Genomic DNA, 17,672 nt, shown 5'->3' on the forward strand with positions numbered 1-17,672 from the left:
TGGTGGCCCTTCCGGCCCCGGCGCGGAAAGTTCAGCCCCTCCGGCGTTTGTGGAGCGGGGTCCGGGGCGGAGCCCCGGGGGTGGGTCGGGTAGGGGCGGAGGGGGCGAAAGAATGCTGGTGGGGTGCGGCGCCGGTTTCGGGGGGTGCGGGGCGTGCGGCGTACGATTTTGGCTGGGCTGGTGGAAGGGGGCCGTATGGCCACGGCTGGGGAAGCGCGGGAGCGGCTGCTGGAGGAGCTGGCGGTCGTGTCACGGCGGTACATGGCCTCGTACGCGCTGTTCAACCAGGCCCTCGCCGACCACGTCGGGCTGCATCCGACCGATGTGCAGTGTGTGAATCTGCTCAGCCTGGAGGCGGGGCCGGTGACCACCGGGCGGATCGCCGAGATGACAGGCCTGACGACCGGGTCGGCCACACGGCTGGTGGACCGGCTGGAGAAGGCCGGTTATGTCGTGCGGGAGCGCGATGTGGTCGACCGGCGGCGGGTTCTGGTGGCGACCGTGCCGGAGAAGATCGCCGAGTTCGGGCGGATGTGGGAGCGGCTGGGCGGCGGTTGGTATGGCCTGTTCGACGGGCTCGACGACGCCGAGGTCGCCCTGATCATCGGGCACATGCGGCGCACGGTCGACTTCAGCGCCGAGCAGGTCGCGCGGCTGCGGTCCGGGGACTTTCAGGAGGCCTCGGACGAGGCGTCGTAGCGCTCGCGGGCTTCTGCGACCTCCTCGATGTGGTGCTCCGCCCAGTCCTTGACGGCGGTGAGCAGGCAGCTCAAGTTGACGCCCAGCGGCGTGAGTTCGTAGTCGACGCGGACCGGCACCGACGGGGTGACGGTGCGGGAGACGATGCCGTCGCGCTCCAGCGAACGCAGGGTCTGCGTCAGCATCTTGGGGCTGACCCCGGCGATCCTGCGGCCGAGACCGCTGTAGCGCATCGGTCCGTCGGCGTCGGCGAGCGCGCTCACGATCAGGCTGACCCATTTGTCGCTGATGCGGTCCAGGAGCTGGTTGGTGGGGCAGTTCTTGAGGAACGCGTCGTACTCGACGCGGGCCTGCTGGCGCCGCTCGGCCGCCGTCGTGGTCGCCATGACGCACCTCCCGGTGACGTACGCACCTTCAGGTGCCTACTTACCAATGGATAGTAACTCTTTCTAGGGTTGTTGCAGCGGGAAAGAGACCCGTGGACGACCTGCTGATGGGGTGAGCTGATATGCGTGCTGCGGTGGTGACGGCGTTCGGTGGTCCGGAGGCGGTCGAGATCGTCGAGGTCGCGGTGCCGGAGCCGGGGGCCCGGCAGGTACGGATCAAGGTGGCGGCCGCGGGGCTCAATCCCGTGGACGCCGGAGTGCGGGCGGGTGTCTTCGGGGGCGCGGGGCAGCGGCTGGGGCTCGGCTGGGAGGTGGCCGGGGTCGTGGACGCGGCCGGCGTCGCCTCGGGGTGGAGCGTGGGCGACGAGGTCGTGGCGCTGGCGTACGGGCCGGTCAAGCCCCTCGGTACGCACGCCGATCATGTCGTGGTCGACGCCGACGCGGTGGCCGCGGCGCCCCGCTCGGTCGACGCGGTGCACGCGGCGAGCCTGCCGCTCAACGCCCTGGCCGCGGACCGGGCCCTGGCCTGGCTGGCCCTGGAACCCGGGCAGAACCTGCTGATCACCGGCGCCGCGGGGGCGGTCGGCGGGTTCGCCGTGCAGCTCGCCGCCCGGCTCGGCGTGCACGTGACCGCGCTGGCACGGGAGGGCGACGAGGAGCTCGTACGGGCTCTGGGGGCGGACCGGTTCGTGTCGGACGGGGTGGCTCCGGGGAGCGTGGACGCGGTGCTGGACACGGCGATCCTGGGCGCGGACGCGCTGGAGTGGGTGCGGGACGGGGGCGCCTTCATGGGGGTCATTCCTGGAGCCCACCCAGCGTCCGTGCGCGGGGTGCGGACCGCTGCCGTGGAGGTCGCCGCCGACGGGGCGCGGCTCGCGGACCTGGTGGCGCTCGTCGACGCGGGGGTGCTGACGACCCGGGTCGCCGAGACGTACGCGCTCGACGATGTCGTCAAGGCGCACGCGCGGCTCGCGGAGGGCGGGCTGCGGGGCCGGCTGGTCCTCGTCCCCTAGGCGTTCTCCGGTGCTCCTGGTGGTCCCGGTGTTCCTGGTGGTCCCGGTGGTCCTAGTGGTGCTGATCCGGTGCCTTGAGCGGCAGCAGGCGTACGAGGGGGCAGCACAGCAGGGTGATGGCGGCCACGACGGCGAGGCTCACGGTGGTGGCGTGGGTCTCGCCGCCCCCGGTGCGGAAGTAGACGGTGGTGACGGTGGCGGCTCCGATCGCGTTGGCGAGCTGCTGGACCGCGCCGAGTGAGCCGCCCGCGCTGCCGGCCTCCGCGGGGGCGATGTCGCCGATCGTGACGTCGTAGAGCGAGCCGAAGCAGGTGCCCATGCCGAGGCCGATGACGAGCAGCGGCGGGACCAGGGCCCAGCTTCCGGTGTCCGTGCCGGAGACGGCGACCAGGGCCAGGAGGTAGACCGTTCCGGCGAGGGTGACGAGGAAGCCGATGAGGACGAGGCGGCGTCCCAGGCGGGCGATAAGGCGGTAGCACGCGATCGAGGCGACGACGATGCCCGCCGACAGGGGCATCAGGGCCAGTGCGGCGGACGCGGGGGAGCGGCCGAGGCCCTGCTGGAGGAAAAGGGAGACGACGTAGAGGAGGCCGGCGACCGCGGCGAAGAAGACGACGCCGGTCACCAGTCCCGAGGTGAAGCCGCGGTTGTGCAGGAGGGAGGGCCGGATCAGGGGGCTGGGCGCGGTGCGCTGGCGGTGGCAGAACGCCGCGAAGAGCGCGAGGCCGGCGAGCAGGAGAAGGACGGGGAGCGCGCTCCAGTCGTGGGCCGAGCCCTCGATGAGGCCGGTCAGCACGGCGAGCATGGTGGCGCCGAGGAGGGCGGAACCGGGGAGGTCGACGGTGGTCGTACGGTCGCCGGTGTCGCGGGGGAGCAGCCGGGCGGCGGCGAGGAGCGCGGCGCCGCCGAGGGCGATGTTGATGAGGAACATCGGGCGCCAGCCGAGGCCGCCGAGGTCGGCGTCGACGAGGAGTCCGGCGAGGATCGGGCCGCCGACCGCGGACAGGCCCATCACCGGTCCGAACAGGCTGTACGCCTTGCCGATCTGGTTCCGGGGCCAGGTCGCGCCGAGGATGCCGAAGCCCTGCGGGATGACGAGCGCGCCGAACGCGCCCTGCGCCAGGCGGGCGGCGACGAGGGTTTCCGGTGTCGGGGCGAGGCCGCAGGCGAGCGAGGCGGCGGTGAAACCGGCGAGGCCGGTCAGGAAGAGCCGGCGGCGGCCGTACTTGTCGCCGAGCCGTCCGCCGAGGACGAGCAGAACGCCGAGAGCGAGGGCGTAGGACGCGCCGAGCCACTGGATGAGGGCGGTACCGCCGCCCAGGTCGTGGCTGATGGTCGGGGCGGCGATGTTCGTGATGGTGCCGTCGAGGAGGTCCAGGACATCGGCGGCGAGGACGACGCCGAGGATCGCCCAGCGGATGCGGGCGGGAGGGTGCCCCGTTTCATGTGTGTCATGCAGTGTCTGTGTCACGCAGATAAATATCAAGCATGAGGCGGGGTGCGGTCAAGTGGTGGCGGAATACCTCGGGAGGGGTGGTGGTTCGAGGGTATAGTTGAACAGTCAACAACTTGGAGGGTGAGCGACCATGCAGTTCGGGATCTTCAGCGTCGGCGATGTGACTCCGGACCCGACCACGGGCCGGGAGCCGAGCGAGCACGAGCGCATCAAGGCCATGGTCGCCATCGCGCTGAAGGCCGAGGAGGTCGGCCTCGACGTCTTCGCGACCGGCGAGCACCACAACCCGCCGTTCGTGCCGTCGTCCCCGACCACCATGCTCGGTTACATCGCGGCGCGCACCGAGAAGCTGGTCCTGTCCACGTCCACGACGCTGATCACCACCAACGACCCGGTGAAGATCGCCGAGGACTTCGCGATGCTCCAGCATCTCGCGGACGGCCGGGTCGACCTGATGATGGGCCGCGGCAACACCGGGCCCGTCTACCCCTGGTTCGGGCAGGACATCCGGCAGGGCATCAACCTCGCCGTCGAGAACTACGCGCTGCTGCACCGCCTATGGCGCGAGGACGTGGTGACGTGGGAGGGCAAGTTCCGTACGCCGCTCCAGTCGTTCACGGCGACGCCGCGCCCGCTGGACGGTGTCGCGCCGTTCGTGTGGCACGGCTCCATCCGCTCGCCGGAGATCGCCGAACAGGCCGCGTACTACGGCGACGGCTTCTTCCACAACAACATCTTCTGGCCCGCCGACCACACCAAGAAGATGGTCGAGCTCTACCGCGAGCGGTACGCGCACTACGGGCACGGCACGGCCGAGCAGGCGATCGTCGGCCTCGGCGGCCAGGTCTTCATGCGGCCCAACTCGCAGGACGCCGTGCGGGAGTTCCGGCCGTACTTCGACAACGCGCCGGTCTACGGACACGGGCCGTCGTTGGAGGACTTCACCGAGCAGACCCCGCTGACCGTCGGCTCGCCGCAGCAGGTCATCGAGAAGACGCTGGCGTTCCGCGAGTACGCCGGTGACTATCAGCGCCAGCTCTTCCTGATGGACCACGCGGGGCTGCCGCTCAAGACCGTCCTGGAGCAGCTCGACCTGCTCGGTGAGCGGGTCGTGCCGGTGCTGCGCGAGGAGTTCGCCAAGGGGCGGCCGGCCGAGGTGCCGGACGCGCCGACCCACGCGGCCCGGGTGGCCGCGGCCAAGGAAGAGGTGACCGCCGTATGAAGCTCGTCGTCGTCTCGGCGGGGCTGAGCGTTCCGTCGTCCACGCGGCTGCTGGCCGACCGGCTGGCGGCGGCGACCGCCGGCCGGGTCTCCGGCCCGGTGGACCTGCGGGTCGTCGAACTGCGTGACCTCGCCGTCGAGATCGCCCACAACTTCACCAACGGGTTCCCCGGGCGGGCGCTGTCCGCCGCGATCGACGACGTGACCTCCGCGGACGGGCTGATCGTCGTCACGCCGGTGTTCTCCGCCTCGTACAGCGGGTTGTTCAAGTCCTTCTTCGACGTGCTCGACAAGGACGCCCTGGCGGGCAGGCCCGTGCTGATCGCGGCGACCGGGGGGACCGGGCGGCACTCGCTCGTCCTCGAACACGCGCTGCGGCCGCTGTTCGCGTATCTGCGGGCGGTGGTCGTGCCGACCGGGGTGTACGCGGCGTCGGAGGACTGGGGGGCGGAGGGGCTTGCCGAGCGGATTGATCGGGCGGCGGGGGAGTTGGCGGCATTGATGACCGCCCTCTCCGGTCCCTCGCCGTCCGGGTCCCAGGCTTCGGCCCAGGGCCCGGTCTCAGCTCAGGCCCAAGCCCAGGCCTCGGCCCAGGCGCCGGCCTCGGCTCAGGCCACAGTCCGAGCTGCGCCCGAGGCGGATGTCCCTGCCCAGGGCGTGTCCGGTCGGGCGGACGGTTTCCACGTGGTTCCGTTCGAGGAGCGGCTCGCGGCGCTGCGGGTGTAATGGGTGCAGCGGGGTGGAGAGGGGTTTCGCCCCCTCCGCCCCTACCCTGCCCGTACCTGGGGCTCCGCCCCGGACCCCGCTCCTCAAACGCCGGAGGGGCTGAAATCTCCCCGGGCGGGGAGAGAAGCGAAACGCGCCCGTAGTCGAACGCAGACGGCCCTGAAGAGCGCCTAGCTCTCCACCGTGAAGCCGATCACCGTGCCGCCGCCCTTTCTCGGGTAGGCGAACGGGGTGCCTCCGTGGGCGGTGGAGACCTCGCGGACGATCGACAGGCCGAGGCCCGAGCCGGGGAGGCTGCGGGCGTCGGCGGCACGGTAGAAGCGGTCGAACACGCGTACGAGATCGTCGTCGCCGATGCCGGGGCCGCGGTCGAGCACCTCGACGCGGACCGGCCCGTGATGGGCGCCCGCGTTCGCGCCGATGGCGGAGTCGCCCGCGTGCCCGCCGCCGGACGGCGCGGGGCCCGTCACCACGACCTCGATCGGAGCCGTTCCGCCCCGGTCGAACTTGGTGGCGTTCTCCACGAGGTTGGAGACCGCGCGCTGCAGGGCGCTCGGGCGGCCGTCGACCTCGGTGTCGCCGGTGGCCCGGACGGTGACGTCCCGGCCGGTGCGGCGGCGCGCGACGATCGCGACGTCCTCGGCGAGGTCCGCGAGGTCGAGTCGCCGCACGGGCTCGGTGTCCGACTGGCCGGCCGCGAGGGCGACCAGTTCGTTGACCAGGTCGGTCAGTTCCCGGGACTCCAGGGCGAGGTCGGCGACGATCTCCTCCCGGGCGTCGGGCGGCAGCTCGTCGATCCGGCGGAGCATCGAGATGTTCGTGCGCAGGGAGGTCAGCGGCGTACGGAGTTCGTGGCCCGCGTCCTGGACCAGTCGGCGCTGGTCCTCCTCGGACTGGGCGAGACGGCCGAGCATCCGGTCGAAGGAACGCCCCAGCCGGGCCACCTCGTCGTACCCGGTGACCGGCACCTGGATGCTGAGGCGACCGGTGCGCGCCACGTCCTCGGCGGCCCCGGCGAGCCGCACCAGGCGCCGGGTGATGCGCCGGGCCAGCCACCAGCCGAAGAGTCCCGCGGCGATGACCACGGCTCCGACGAGCAGGACGGTCCGCCGCTGGAGCACCCGGAGCAGATCCTCGGTGTCGCTGAACTGCTGGGCGACCTGCACCGCGCCCCGTCCGCCGCCGAGCGAGACGGTCGCCAGCCGGTAGCGGTCGCCGACGACGCTGACGTCCTTGTGCTGCTCCACCTTGCCGGCCGCGCCGTCGTCGGCGACCGCCCGGTCGTGGCTGTCCACGGGCAGCGGCGGAACGCCGTGGTCGACGATCAGGCCCTTGGGCCCGAGCACCTGAACGTCGGTGCGGCTGGGCCGGATGATGTCGTCGAGGGGCCCGTCGTGGTCAGGGTCGGAGGAGGCGAAGTCGGTCGTGTGCAGCGGGTGCTCGCGCACCTGGTCCCGCAGGTCCTGCACCACCTCGGCGAACACCGTCTGCTGGTCGACCCGCACCAGCCGGGCGGCGGCGTCGTAGCTCAGGAATCCGACCAGGACCGTGACGGCGGCGGCGACGGCCGCGAAGGAGACGGTGAAGGTGGCCCGCAGCGAGGACACCTGCCGCAGCCGTCGTTGCACTCAGTCCTCCCTCAGGACGTACCCCACGCCCCGAACGGTGTGGATCAGCGCCGGTCCGCCCGGCTCGTCGAGCTTGCGCCGCAGATAGCCGACGTACACGGCGAGGTTCTTGGAGCCGGGGCCGAAGTCGTAGCCCCAGATCCGGTCGTAGATGGTGGAGTGGTCGAGGACGATGCCCGCGTTGCGGACGAGCAGTTCGAGGAGCTCGAACTCGGTCCTGGTCAGTTCCAGCTCACGCTGCCCGCGCCAGGCCCGGCGTGCCTGGATGTCCATGCGCAGCCCGGCCGCGGAGATCTGCGCGCTGGACGTCTGGGGTTCCCGGGGCGCGGGCGCCGGTACGTCGTCGAAGGCGCCGTTCCCGGTGCGGCGCAGCAGGGCGCGCAGCCGGGCGAAGACCTCCTCGACGTCGAACGGCTTGACCACGTAGTCGTCGGCTCCCGCGTCGAGGCCGGCGATGCGGTCGGCGGTCTCGACGAGCGCGGTGAGCATCAGGATCGGGGTGCGGTCGCCCTCGGCGCGCAGCACACGGCACACCTGGAGGCCGTCGATGCCGGGCATCATGACGTCGAGGACGAGGACGTCCGGTGGGGTGCGGTGGGCCTGGGCCAGCGCTTCCACCCCGTCGGCCACGGCCGTCACCTCGTAGCCCTCCAGTGTCAGCGCCCTTTCCAGGGCATGGCGGATGGCACGGTCGTCCTCGGCGAGCAGCACATTCTGGGGCACCCGACCAGTCTGCCAAGCCGTTGGCGGCATGCGACCTGGTGAGCGGGTCCGCAAGGGGCCTTCTTACCGGCCTCTCACCCCTTTCCGGTGTGTCGGACGTGCCCGGAAAGGTCCGGGACCTCCCCGGGCCGGGATCAGCCGACGTGCACCCGCGGCCGTCGTGCCCGGTCGGGCTCGGCCTCGCGCAGGACTTCCCGGGTGACGGGCGCGACCTCGCCCTGGCCGAAGAGGAAGAAGCGCAGGAAGTTGGTGAAGGGGTTGCCCTCGGTCCACTCGAAGTAGATGTGCGGGATGCGGCCCGTGGTGTCGCGGACGTACAGCAGCAGGGCGGCGAGGGCGTTGGGGATGGAGGCGGACTCCAGGGTGAGGACGCGGTAGCGGCCGTGCAGCACTTCGCCGCGTACGTTCATGACCGACTCGAACTCCGAGGGGTCGCCCACGGTGACCTCCAGGAAGACGAAGTCCTCCTGGGCCGGGAGGTCGTGGTCGGCGCGGATCTGCTCGATCTTCTCGCGGTACTCGACGACATCGCGCTTGTCGGGCTCGTTGGCGATGAACCGGATCCGCCGGCTCGCGATGTCCCGTACGAACCGCTCGGCCATGTCGTCCATGGTCATGCCGGTCACCCGCAGCTCGAAGGCGCGGGCGAGCCGGGAGAGCAGGGAGACGAGGATGATGCCGGCGATGAAGCAGGCGCCGATCTTCACGCCGTCGGGGCGCTCGATGACGTTGACGACGGTCGTGTAGAGGAAGACGGCCGAGATGACGGCGAAACCGATGGTCGCGTGCTTCTGGCCGGCCTTGTGGGCGGCGATGGTGACGGCGATGGCGGCGGAGCTGATCAGGACGAGGACACCGGTCGCGTACGCGCCGCCCTGCGCGTCGACGTCGGCGTCGAAGATCCAGGTGACCAGGAACGCGATGAGGGTGAAGACGATCACCATGGGGCGGACGGCGCGGGCCCAGTGCGGGGCCATGCCGTAGCGCGGGAGATAGCGCGGCATGAGGTTGAGGAGCCCGGCCATGGCGGAGGCGCCGGCGAACCACAGGATGCAGATCGTGGAGACGTCGTAGACCGTGCCGAAGGCGTTGCCGAGGTACTCGTGGGCCAGATAGGCGAGGGCGCGGCCGTTGGCCTGGCCGCCCGGCTGGAACTCCTTCGGCGGGATCAGCACGGTGGTGATGAAGCTGGTGACGATCAGGAAGACGCTCATGATCACGGCGGCCGTGGTCAGCAGCTTCTTCGCGCCGCGGATCCGCCCGGTCGGCTTCTGCTCGGTGTCGCTGGCCTCGCCCTCCACGTGCGGCATGACCGCGACTCCGGTCTCGAAGCCGGACAGACCGAGCGCGAGTTTCGGGAAGACCAGCAGGGACACCCCGATCATGGCCAGGACGTTCCCGTGTTCGGCGGTCAGCGCGGTGGTCCAGTCCGTGACGAGGTGCTCGTGGGTGATCACCTCCCAGAGTCCCGAGACGGCGACCACGACGTTGAGCGAGAGGTAGATGCCCACCAGCACCACCGCGACGCCGATCGCCTCCAGGAAGCCCTTGAGGAAGACCGCGCCCAGCAGGGCCACCAGGAACAGGGTGATCACCATCTGCTTGTCGTGCAGCGCGCTGTTCAGATGGGGGTTCTCCACCAGGTGGGTGGAGGCGTCGGCCGCCGAGAGGGTGATGGTGATCAGGAAGTCGGTGGCGGCGAAGCCCAGCAGGGTGAGGACGAACAGCTTGCCCTTCCAGAAGGAGAGCAGGCGTTCCAGCATCGCGATGGAGCCCTCGCCGTGCGGGCTCTCCTCGGCGACCCGGCGGTAGACGGGCAGGGCGCCCGCCAGGGTGACGATGACGAGCACGACGGTCGCCACGGGGGACAGCAGTCCGGCCGCGAGGGCGGCGATGCCCGGCTGGTAACCGAGGGTGGAGAAGTAGTCGACGCCGGTCAGGCACATGACCCGCCACCAGCGCTGCCCCTTGTGCACAGGGGCGGGCTGGGCCGGGCCCGGCAGTTGGCGGCCCTTGGTCTTGCCCATGTCGGACAGACCTTCCAGCATCCACGCCCGCAAGCGGCTCGGCGGGGCGGGCTCGGTGCTGGCCATATAGGTGACTCTCCTGACGTACGGCTCTTCGAACGGTTCCGGCCATCGAGGAGACGGCGCCCATCAGCGTATGCAGAGAGTGATCCCTGGGCCCACGCGTCCAGGGGCCCCAGGCGTCAAGCTTGCGTTAAGACCGGCTGGTCGCGCATCACGGGGGCGCCAAGAGGTGGAGTATCGGGCTCCGGTTCAGGCGTCGGCCAGCCTGGCCTCCTCCAGGTCCAAAGAGCGCCGCAACCGCCTGCGGGTGGTGTCGCTGATGCGGTGTTCGTCGTACAGGGCCTGGAGTTCGGCGCCCTCGACGGCGATCAGGTCGCGGCGCAACTGCCGGTAGACGACATCGGCGGACTCGGTGCCGGTGGTGTCGTCGGCGGGTTCGGCGAGGCGGTCGAGGGCGTCGTCGAGACGGGCCGTCAGGCCGCGGCGCAGCCGGTCGAGGACGACGTCGGGGACGGCCTCCAGTTCCGACAGTTCGTCCAGCCGGCCGAGGCCGGCGTTGGCCAGCCGGCAGCGCGCCGAGGCCTCTTCGCGTTCGGTGTGGGCGGGTTCCAGGGCGATGCCCGAGCGGCGGACGACAGAGGCGAGGCTGAAGCCCTGGACGACGAGGGTGACGACCACGACCGAGGTGGTCAGCACCAGGATCAGCGGACGTTCGGTGAGCGACTCCGGCACCGACAGGGCCGCCGCCAGCGGGACCACACCCCGGGTGCCCGCCCAGGTGAGCACCACGGGGACCCGCCAGTTCATACGGCCGGTGCCGCCCTCGCGCTGCACCACCGCCGACAGCGGCACCAGCCACAGCAGGCGTACGGCGACGAGGGTGGCGGCCACCGCGAGGGCGTACAGCGGCCAGGCCCGGTCGGCGTCGGACAGCGCCCGTACCTGCGCCGGCAGGGCGAGCCCGATCAGGCTGAAGACGACGCTCTCCAGGAGGAAGACCACCGTGCCGTACACGGCGTGGAGCTGGAGGCGGATCCGGGCGTTGGTGAGCCGGTCGCCGCGGCCGCCGAGGACGACTCCGGCGACCACGACCGAGGTGACGCCGGAGGTGTGCGCCGCCTCGGCCAGGACGTACGCCGCGTACGGGGTGACCAGGGCGATCACCGTCTCCAGGACGGGGTCCTCGGTGCGCCGGCGGATCAGCGCGACCACGGCGGCGACGGCCGCGCCGATGACCGTACCCCCGCCCGCGAGCAGCAGGAACTCCCCGCCGGCGGTGCCCCAGCTGGTGGCGGCCGTCGCCACGGCGATGGTCACCGCCACCCGGAAGAGCACGAGTGAGGTGGCGTCGTTGAAGAGGCTCTCCGCCTGCACGAGGACCTGCACCTTGGGCGGCAGCGCGAGCCGTCTGCCCAGCGCGGTGACCGCCACCGGGTCGGTGCTGGCGAGGACCGCGCCCAGGACGAAGGCCGTCGGCCACGACAGCGGTGTGACGAGCGAGGCCACCCAGGCCACCGCCGCAGCCGAGGCCAGTACCAGCCCCGTGGACAGGATTCCCACCGGCTTCCACACCGCGCGCAGTTCCCGCCAGGAGAGTTCCTCGGCGCTGGCGTACAGCAGCGGCGGCAGGACGACGAGCCCGATGATCCCGGGGCTGATCTCGATCTGCGGGGTGCCGGGCAGCAGGGCGACGGCGAGGCCCGCGACGACGAGCAGGGAGGGGGCGGGGATGCGCCAGCGGCGCGCGAACGTCGCCACCAGGGTGGCGAGGACGACCAGAGCCAGGACCGTTCCCACACCGCGCATGCCGTCCCCCTGGTCATTCGGGGAAACCCCTCGGGGTTCCCCGAGGAGCCCGTGTGGCTCCCCGCCGACCAGACTTCCCGGCACACCGCTTTCACCCTATCGGGCCAGGGCCCGTGAAGGCAGTGCCCCTGTCCTGGCGGTGTCCGGGCGCTCTCGTGGGTCGCGGACAGGGCGATGGAGGCCTTCGCCCTCGGCCGGGCCCGCGGCTACCGGCTCCGTGGCCGCGGAGGCACCGGCGGCTCCCCCCGGCGGACGGACCCCGGTGCCCGGGCCGCCGGCCGGTCGGCATGGGCCGAGGAGGTGAGCTGCCAGGGCACGCTCGTCACCATCACGCCCGGGGTGAAGAGCAGCCGGTTCTTGAGCCACAGGGCGGACTGGTTGTGGAGGAGGTTCTCCCACCAGTGGCCGACGACGTACTCGGGAACGAAGACCGCGACGATGTCGCGCGGGCTTTCGCGGCGCACCGCGCGGACGTACCCGACGACCGGCTTGGTGATCTCGCGGTAGGGGGAGTCGATGATCTTCAGCGGTACGCCGATGCCGTACTCCTCCCAGCGCCTGCGCAACTCGGTCGTCTCGTCCGGGTCGACGGAGACCGTCAGTGCCTCCAACCGGTCGGGGCGGGTGGCGTGCGCGTAGGCGAGGGCCCGCAGCGTCGGCTTGTGGAGTGTGGACACGAGCACGATCGCGAACACCCGGCTGGGCGGCACGAGTTCACCGTGCGGGTCGGTCACCGCCAGCTCCGCCGCCGTCGTGTCGTAATGGCGCCTGATCGCGCGCATCGTCAGCCACAGCACGGCCGCCGCGAGGACGGCCAGCCACGCGCCCTGGGTGAACTTGGTGGTCAGGACGATGAGGAGGACGAGTCCGGTGACGACCGAGCCCACCGCGTTGATCAGACGCGCCGTGTGGTGACGCCGGCGCACGGCCACGTCGGGTTCGCCGCGCAGTTCCCGGTTCCAGTGCCGCACCATGCCGAGCTGGGAGAGGGTGAAGGAGGTGAACACGCCGAGGATGTAGAGGTGGATGAGGCTGGTGACGTTGGCCTTGTAGCCCCACAGCAACAGGCCCGCGACGATCGCGAGGGCCAGGATGCCGTTGGAGAAGGCCAGTCGGTCGCCCCGGTTGTGCAACTGATGCGGCAGATAGCGGTGTTGGGCGAGGATCGAGGACAGTGAGGGGAAGCCGTTGAAGGCCGTGTTCGCGGCCAGGACCAGGACGAGAGCCGTCGCCGCCTGGATGAAGTAGAAGCCGAAGCTGTGCTCCCCGCCGAACACGGCAGCCGCGACCTGTGCGATGACCGTGCGCTGGGTGTAGGAGGCGCAGTCGCCGCTCAGCCCGGTGAGCCGGCACGAGTCGTCGGTGATGTGCACCTTCGAGACCAGCGCCAGCGTGGTGACACCGGCGACCATGACGATCGCGAGGCTGCCCATCGCCGCCAGCGTGGTGGCCGCGTTGGTCGCCTTGGGCTTGCGGAACGCCGGGACGCCGTTGGAGATCGCCTCCACGCCGGTCAGCGCCGTGCACCCGGAGGAGAACGCGCGCAGCACCAGCATCACCAGGGCCAGGCCCGTCAGGTGCGCGTCGGCGGGGTCCGGGGTGACACCGTAGGCGGCGCTCTCGGCGACCGGCGCGTCCCCCAGGGCGTACCGGATCATGCCGGTGACCACCATGACCAGCACACCGCCGATGAACAGGTACGTCGGCGCGGCGAAGGCCCGCCCCGACTCGCGCACCCCCCGCAGGTTGACGGCCGCGAGGAGGGCCACGAAGACGATCGCCATCGGGACGCGTTCGTGGGCGAGCCCGGGGATCGCCGAGATGATGTTGTCGACGCCGGAGGCGACCGAGACGGCGACCGTCATGACGTAGTCGACCAGCAGTGAGGCGGCCACCACCAGACCGGCCGAGGGGCCCAGGTTCGTCGACGCCACCTCGAAGGAGCCGCCGCCGCTCGGGTAGGCGTGCACCACCTGCCGGTACGACAGCACGACGACGGCCATCAGCGCCACCACCGCGCCCGCGATCCACGGGGTGAAGTGCAGATACGCCAGTCCGCCGAGGGTGAGGACGAGCAGGATCTCCTGCGTCGCGTACGCCACGGACGACAGCGGGTCGGAGGCGAAGATCGGCAGCGCCAGCCGTTTGGGCAGCAGCGTCTCGGTCAGTTCCTCGCTGCGCATCGCCCGGCCGATCACCAGGCGTTTGAGGATCCCCGTCACGTTGAGCACGGGCGGAGGGTAAGCCGGAAGAGGAGGGCCGGGCGGCCCCGACACTCAGTCCAGCCCCGACACCTTGAACACCGTCCGCGCCGTCTCACGGTCGATGCGCTCCGACACGCGGCGCAGCGCCGTCTCCCCGCAGGTGAGGGAGCCGCGCAGCGCGGAGACCCGGGCGTCCTCGTCCAGGCGGCGCCACAGCGCCGGGTTGGCGGCCAGGACGCGCGGGTCGATCTCCAGGCGCGCGCCGAGGGCGTCGCGCAGCACGAGCCGCTGTCCGACGCCGTCCAGGCAGCGCACCGACACCAGCAGGTCGGTGCGAACCCGCCGGGTGCCGAGCGGTCCGCGCGAGGTCAGCCACCCCTCGCCCGCGGCGATCCGGGTGGGGCACAGGACGAGGAAGAGCAGCGCCGCGAGCGTGAACCACAACAGGGCGCGCAGGCCGGTGAGGGTGCCGGCGGCCCCGTCGATCAGCATGAGGAGGGTGAGGAGCGCGCCCGCGCAGCACAGCGAGCTGCGCAGGTCCCGGGCCCAGAGAAGGTCGTGCGCGACCTCCTCGGCCGGTGGGGGCACCTCGGCCGCTTCGCACGGATCGTTGCGGCGTTCCATACGTCCGACGGTAGTGAACCGCGGAACCGGAGGCGGTGTGCCTTGACGGGTCTTTGATGAGCCGTGGCATCAAGGTTGCGTCAAGGTGGGACAGATCGGCGCGAAGATCCCGCACTGGGTACGCGCGCGGGTGCGGGGCCGGGAACACCCCGGGCCCAGCCGCGGGCCGCCTCCCCCCGTGTGCGGCCGCGAGTCCCCCGGACGGGGCGCCACCGGCGACGAGGGCGCCGGCGAGCGGCGCCCTCGTCCGCCCGGTCAGACGAGGTGGGCGAAGACCACCAGGTTGTCGGTGTAGTCCCTGACCGTGCGGTCGTAGGTGCCGGCGCAGGTGATGAGGCGGACCTCGGCGTCCGGAGTGTCGGCGTACACGCGGTCGTCGGGGAAGTCGTTCTTCGCGAACGTCTCGGCGCTGTCGACGACGAAGGACGCCGTACGGCCGTCGGACCGCTCGACGCTGAACTTGTCGCCCTTCTTCAGGTCGCCGAGACCGGCGAACACGGCGGCGGAGGTCGTCGTGTCCACATGCCCGGCGATGATCGCCGCACCCACCTCACCGGGGGAGACGCCCTTGGCGTACCAGCCGACCAGGTTCGTGTCGCCCGCGGGCGGGGGCTGGAGTTTGCCGGTGTCGTCGATGGCGAGTTCGGTGAAGGGCGCGTCCACCGAGATCTTCGGGATGAGCAGCCGGGTCGGCTCGGACCGCGGGAGGTGCTTCCCGGCCGGGCGATCGTTCGAGGGCGAGGCGGAGGACGCGGCCGCGTGCGAGGGCGCGGGGGCCGCCGCGGCACGGGACGTGGGGGAGGGGCCGGACGGTTCTTCGTGGCGGTGGAGCAGGTTCGTGGCCAGCAGGACCGCGATACCGGCGCACCACACGACCCACGTCGTACGACGCCGGGCGTTCCGCTCGGGCGACAGGTACGGGGTCTCGGCAGGAGAGGACAACCGGGATGCCATCGGGCACCACCTCATCGGGTCGGGGCAGCAGAGCGGACTGGACGGAAACGGCAGGACCAGCAACAACAGCCAGAGCAGCAAGACCAGCAAGAGCAGGGGAAACAGGAGAGGGAGCACGACCAGGAGACGCGGCAGGAGCGGCAGGAGCGGGAGGAGCGGCAGCGGAATCCGGAGCGGGACGGGCGGCGGGAGACGGGAGACGGGTCGGCGAGGGGCGCTGGGGTCGGGAGGGGAAGGAGGCGAGGGGGTCGGAGCGGGAGGGGGAGACCGGCCGGGCCGCCATGGGGTGAGGGCGTGGCGGCCCGGACCGCTATGTCGTCAGGCATGGTCAGGCCACACCGCCCTGCGCGCTTCTACGACGCAGCGCGTAGACGCCCGCGGCCGCGAGGCCGAGGACACCGATCCCGCCGGCCGTGACGCCCGACGACGTGGCGAGACCGCCGCCACCCGTGTGCATGCCGCCGTGCGGCTTGTCCTGCTCGGACTCCTTGCTGCTGGAGTCCCACGAGCCCTTGTCCTGTCCGGAGTCCCAGGAGCCGCTGCTGTCGGAGCTCGACGAGCCCTTGTCCTTGTAGGTCTCCGGGTCGTACTTCTTGTCGCCCTTGGACGAGTCGTCCGTCTTGACGGACGTCAGCGCACCGCCGCCGGTGTGCACGCCGCCTTCCGGCTTCTCGTGGCTCCAGGAGCCCTTGCCGTGGTCGCTGCTGTCCTGGTCGTGCTCCTTGCCGTATCCGGAGTCTTCGTGCTCCTTGCCGTATCCCGAGTCCTCGTGCTCCTTGCTGGACGAAGACGAAGAGGAAGATGAGGAAGAAGAGGAGGAGGAGTCGTCGTGGCCCCAGTCGCCGGCCGAGGCGGCGTACGCGCCGGGGGCGGCGATCGCGAGGGCGGCGGTGGCCGTCGCGGCGGCCAGGAGCATGCGGGCAGATCGCATTTCGGAGTCCTTCCGTCAGGACCGGGCAGCTGACCTCTTGTCAGCAGACACAAACCCGGCCCGACGTGATCCACCGTCAAGCCGAAGTGCGCGGCGCACCACCCGGGAAGCCCGCCCGGCCCACGGTCGAAGCCCCGCCCGGCGGCCGCCCTGACGTCCGCCCGAACGCGGACCGACCTCTCTGACCTGCTGATTCGGTGCGCGCGCTCGGCATCCGGCGGCACTGTGCGGCGGCCCGCGCATGACCCGATCGGCGGCGACACGTCTGCTCACCCGGATGAGCCGCGCGGGTCGCCCTCCGTCAGATCCCGGTGCCCCGGCGGCTCTTGTCCAGCTCTTGTCCTTTTGGAGAGGCATGGGGGATTCATGGGCGAGTTGTGCCTTACGGCGGCTCAAGGAGTGCGCGGACGCGGGGGGACGGGAGCCGCGCACGGGTGCGGCTGCCGCCACACTGGTCGTTCGGACGAACAAGAGAGGCGATCATGCGCGATGGGCGGAGGATCACGGTGGTGACCGGCGGCAGCCGCGGTATCGGCGCCGCCGTCTGCCGGCGGCTGGCTCTGGAGGGCCACGATGTCGTGATCGGCTACCGGTCCGATCGCGCGGCGGCCCAGACGGTGGCGGACGCCGTCGCGGACGCGGGCCGGCGCGCTCTGACGGTGGCCGTGGACACCGCGGACCCCGCCTCGGTCGACGCGCTCTTCGACGCGGCGGCCGAACTCGGCCCGGTCACCGGCCTGGTGAACAACGCCGGTGTGAGCGGACCCAACGGGCCGCTGGCCGACGCCGACCCGGACGGCATGCGGGACGCCCTCGCGGTCAACGTCCTCGGGTATCTGTTCTGCGCGCGCCGCGCGGTGCGGGAGCTGACCGCGGCCGGCGGGGGCGCGATCGTCAACATCTCGTCCGCCGCGGCGACCCTCGGCAGTCCGGGCCAGTACGTCCACTACGCCGCGGCGAAGGCGGCCGTCGACGCGCTGACCGTCGGTCTGTCCAAGGAGGTGGCGGCCGACGGAATCCGGGTGAACTGCGTCGCCCCGGGCACGGTCTGGACCGACTTCCACGAGGACCCGCAGCGCCCGGCCCGGGTGGCCTCCGCCATCCCCATGGGCCGCGCGGGCCGGCCGGAGGAGATCTCCGGCGCGGTGGCCTGGCTCCTGTCGGACGACGCCTCGTACACGACGGGCGCGGTCCTGCGCGTGGCGGGCGGGCTCTAGGAATTCCTGTCCGGGTTCCGGTTACCGGGCGACGTGGGCGAACCCGAGGAAACG

At 71.6% G+C, this 17,672-nt stretch carries 15 protein-coding genes; 5 read left to right on the forward strand and 10 right to left on the reverse strand.

The genetic code is table 11. The annotated features are described in order from the left end of the window. Positions 1-195: 195 nt before the first annotated feature. Entirely contained in the window at positions 196-699 is a 504-nt protein-coding gene (locus ACIQRL_RS33730; RefSeq protein ID WP_401338704.1) for a MarR family winged helix-turn-helix transcriptional regulator, read from the forward strand. On the opposite strand, the gene ACIQRL_RS33735 is transcribed toward ACIQRL_RS33730, so the two are convergent. After that, a complete protein-coding gene (locus tag ACIQRL_RS33735) occupies positions 672-1,085 on the reverse strand; it encodes a winged helix-turn-helix transcriptional regulator (RefSeq protein ID WP_401338706.1) in 414 nt (137 codons plus the stop codon). The two genes, ACIQRL_RS33730 and ACIQRL_RS33735, sit on opposite strands and share 28 nt — an antisense overlap. Positions 1,086-1,207: 122 nt before the next feature. Here ACIQRL_RS33735 and ACIQRL_RS33740 point away from each other — a divergent pair, with 122 nt between their 5' ends. After that, complete coding sequence (locus ACIQRL_RS33740; RefSeq protein WP_401338708.1) at positions 1,208-2,098, forward strand: NADP-dependent oxidoreductase; 891 nt, start codon at positions 1,208-1,210, stop codon at positions 2,096-2,098. 52 nt (positions 2,099-2,150) lie between these two features. Here ACIQRL_RS33740 and ACIQRL_RS33745 read toward each other — a convergent pair whose 3' ends face one another. After that, positions 2,151-3,569, reverse strand: coding sequence for an MFS transporter (locus tag ACIQRL_RS33745; protein WP_401338709.1), 1,419 nt, complete (start codon positions 3,567-3,569; stop codon positions 2,151-2,153). Positions 3,570-3,684: 115 nt separating this feature from the next. Between ACIQRL_RS33745 and ACIQRL_RS33750 the strand changes: the two genes are divergently transcribed. Then, positions 3,685-4,776 carry an LLM class flavin-dependent oxidoreductase gene (locus ACIQRL_RS33750; RefSeq protein ID WP_401338711.1) on the forward strand — a complete coding sequence of 364 codons (1,092 nt, stop codon included), beginning with the start codon at positions 3,685-3,687 and terminating at the stop codon, positions 4,774-4,776. Beyond that, positions 4,773-5,501 carry an FMN reductase gene (locus ACIQRL_RS33755; protein ID WP_401338713.1) on the forward strand — a complete coding sequence of 243 codons (729 nt, stop codon included), beginning with the start codon at positions 4,773-4,775 and terminating at the stop codon, positions 5,499-5,501. Before ACIQRL_RS33750 ends, ACIQRL_RS33755 begins: the two co-directional genes overlap by 4 nt. Positions 5,502-5,671: 170 nt before the next feature. On the opposite strand, the gene ACIQRL_RS33760 is transcribed toward ACIQRL_RS33755, so the two are convergent. The 8 genes from ACIQRL_RS33760 to ACIQRL_RS33795 all read right to left on the reverse strand — a co-directional run bounded on the left by ACIQRL_RS33760 (position 5,672) and on the right by ACIQRL_RS33795 (position 16,401). Next, positions 5,672-7,129: an ATP-binding protein gene (locus ACIQRL_RS33760; RefSeq protein WP_401338715.1), complete on the reverse strand. Its 1,458-nt coding sequence runs from the start codon at positions 7,127-7,129 to the stop codon at positions 5,672-5,674. Continuing rightward, a complete protein-coding gene (locus tag ACIQRL_RS33765) occupies positions 7,130-7,852 on the reverse strand; it encodes a response regulator transcription factor (RefSeq protein ID WP_401338718.1) in 723 nt (240 codons plus the stop codon). A 134-nt stretch (positions 7,853-7,986) separates the two neighbouring features. After that, positions 7,987-9,945 carry an amino acid transporter gene (locus ACIQRL_RS33770; RefSeq protein WP_401338720.1) on the reverse strand — a complete coding sequence of 653 codons (1,959 nt, stop codon included), beginning with the start codon at positions 9,943-9,945 and terminating at the stop codon, positions 7,987-7,989. Positions 9,946-10,131: 186 nt separating this feature from the next. Continuing rightward, positions 10,132-11,688, reverse strand: coding sequence for a Na+/H+ antiporter (locus tag ACIQRL_RS33775; protein ID WP_401338722.1), 1,557 nt, complete (start codon positions 11,686-11,688; stop codon positions 10,132-10,134). 206 nt (positions 11,689-11,894) lie between these two features. Next, complete coding sequence (locus tag ACIQRL_RS33780) at positions 11,895-13,871, reverse strand: APC family permease (protein ID WP_401339020.1); 1,977 nt, start codon at positions 13,869-13,871, stop codon at positions 11,895-11,897. Between the two features lie 93 nt (positions 13,872-13,964). Next, positions 13,965-14,516 carry a hypothetical protein gene (locus ACIQRL_RS33785; protein WP_401338725.1) on the reverse strand — a complete coding sequence of 184 codons (552 nt, stop codon included), beginning with the start codon at positions 14,514-14,516 and terminating at the stop codon, positions 13,965-13,967. Positions 14,517-14,771: 255 nt separating this feature from the next. Next, the gene (locus ACIQRL_RS33790) at positions 14,772-15,470 is read right to left on the reverse strand and encodes a class F sortase (RefSeq protein WP_401338727.1); all 699 of its coding nucleotides are present in this window, start codon (positions 15,468-15,470) and stop codon (positions 14,772-14,774) included. A 328-nt stretch (positions 15,471-15,798) separates the two neighbouring features. After that, a complete protein-coding gene (locus tag ACIQRL_RS33795) occupies positions 15,799-16,401 on the reverse strand; it encodes a hypothetical protein (RefSeq protein ID WP_401338728.1) in 603 nt (200 codons plus the stop codon). Positions 16,402-16,883: 482 nt separating this feature from the next. Between ACIQRL_RS33795 and ACIQRL_RS33800 the strand changes: the two genes are divergently transcribed. Beyond that, complete coding sequence (locus tag ACIQRL_RS33800) at positions 16,884-17,618, forward strand: SDR family NAD(P)-dependent oxidoreductase (RefSeq protein WP_401338729.1); 735 nt, start codon at positions 16,884-16,886, stop codon at positions 17,616-17,618. Positions 17,619-17,672 lie beyond the last annotated feature (54 nt).

This window comes from Streptomyces sp. NPDC091209 (genome assembly GCF_044757755.1).
In the GTDB taxonomy this organism is placed as follows: domain Bacteria; phylum Actinomycetota; class Actinomycetes; order Streptomycetales; family Streptomycetaceae; genus Streptomyces.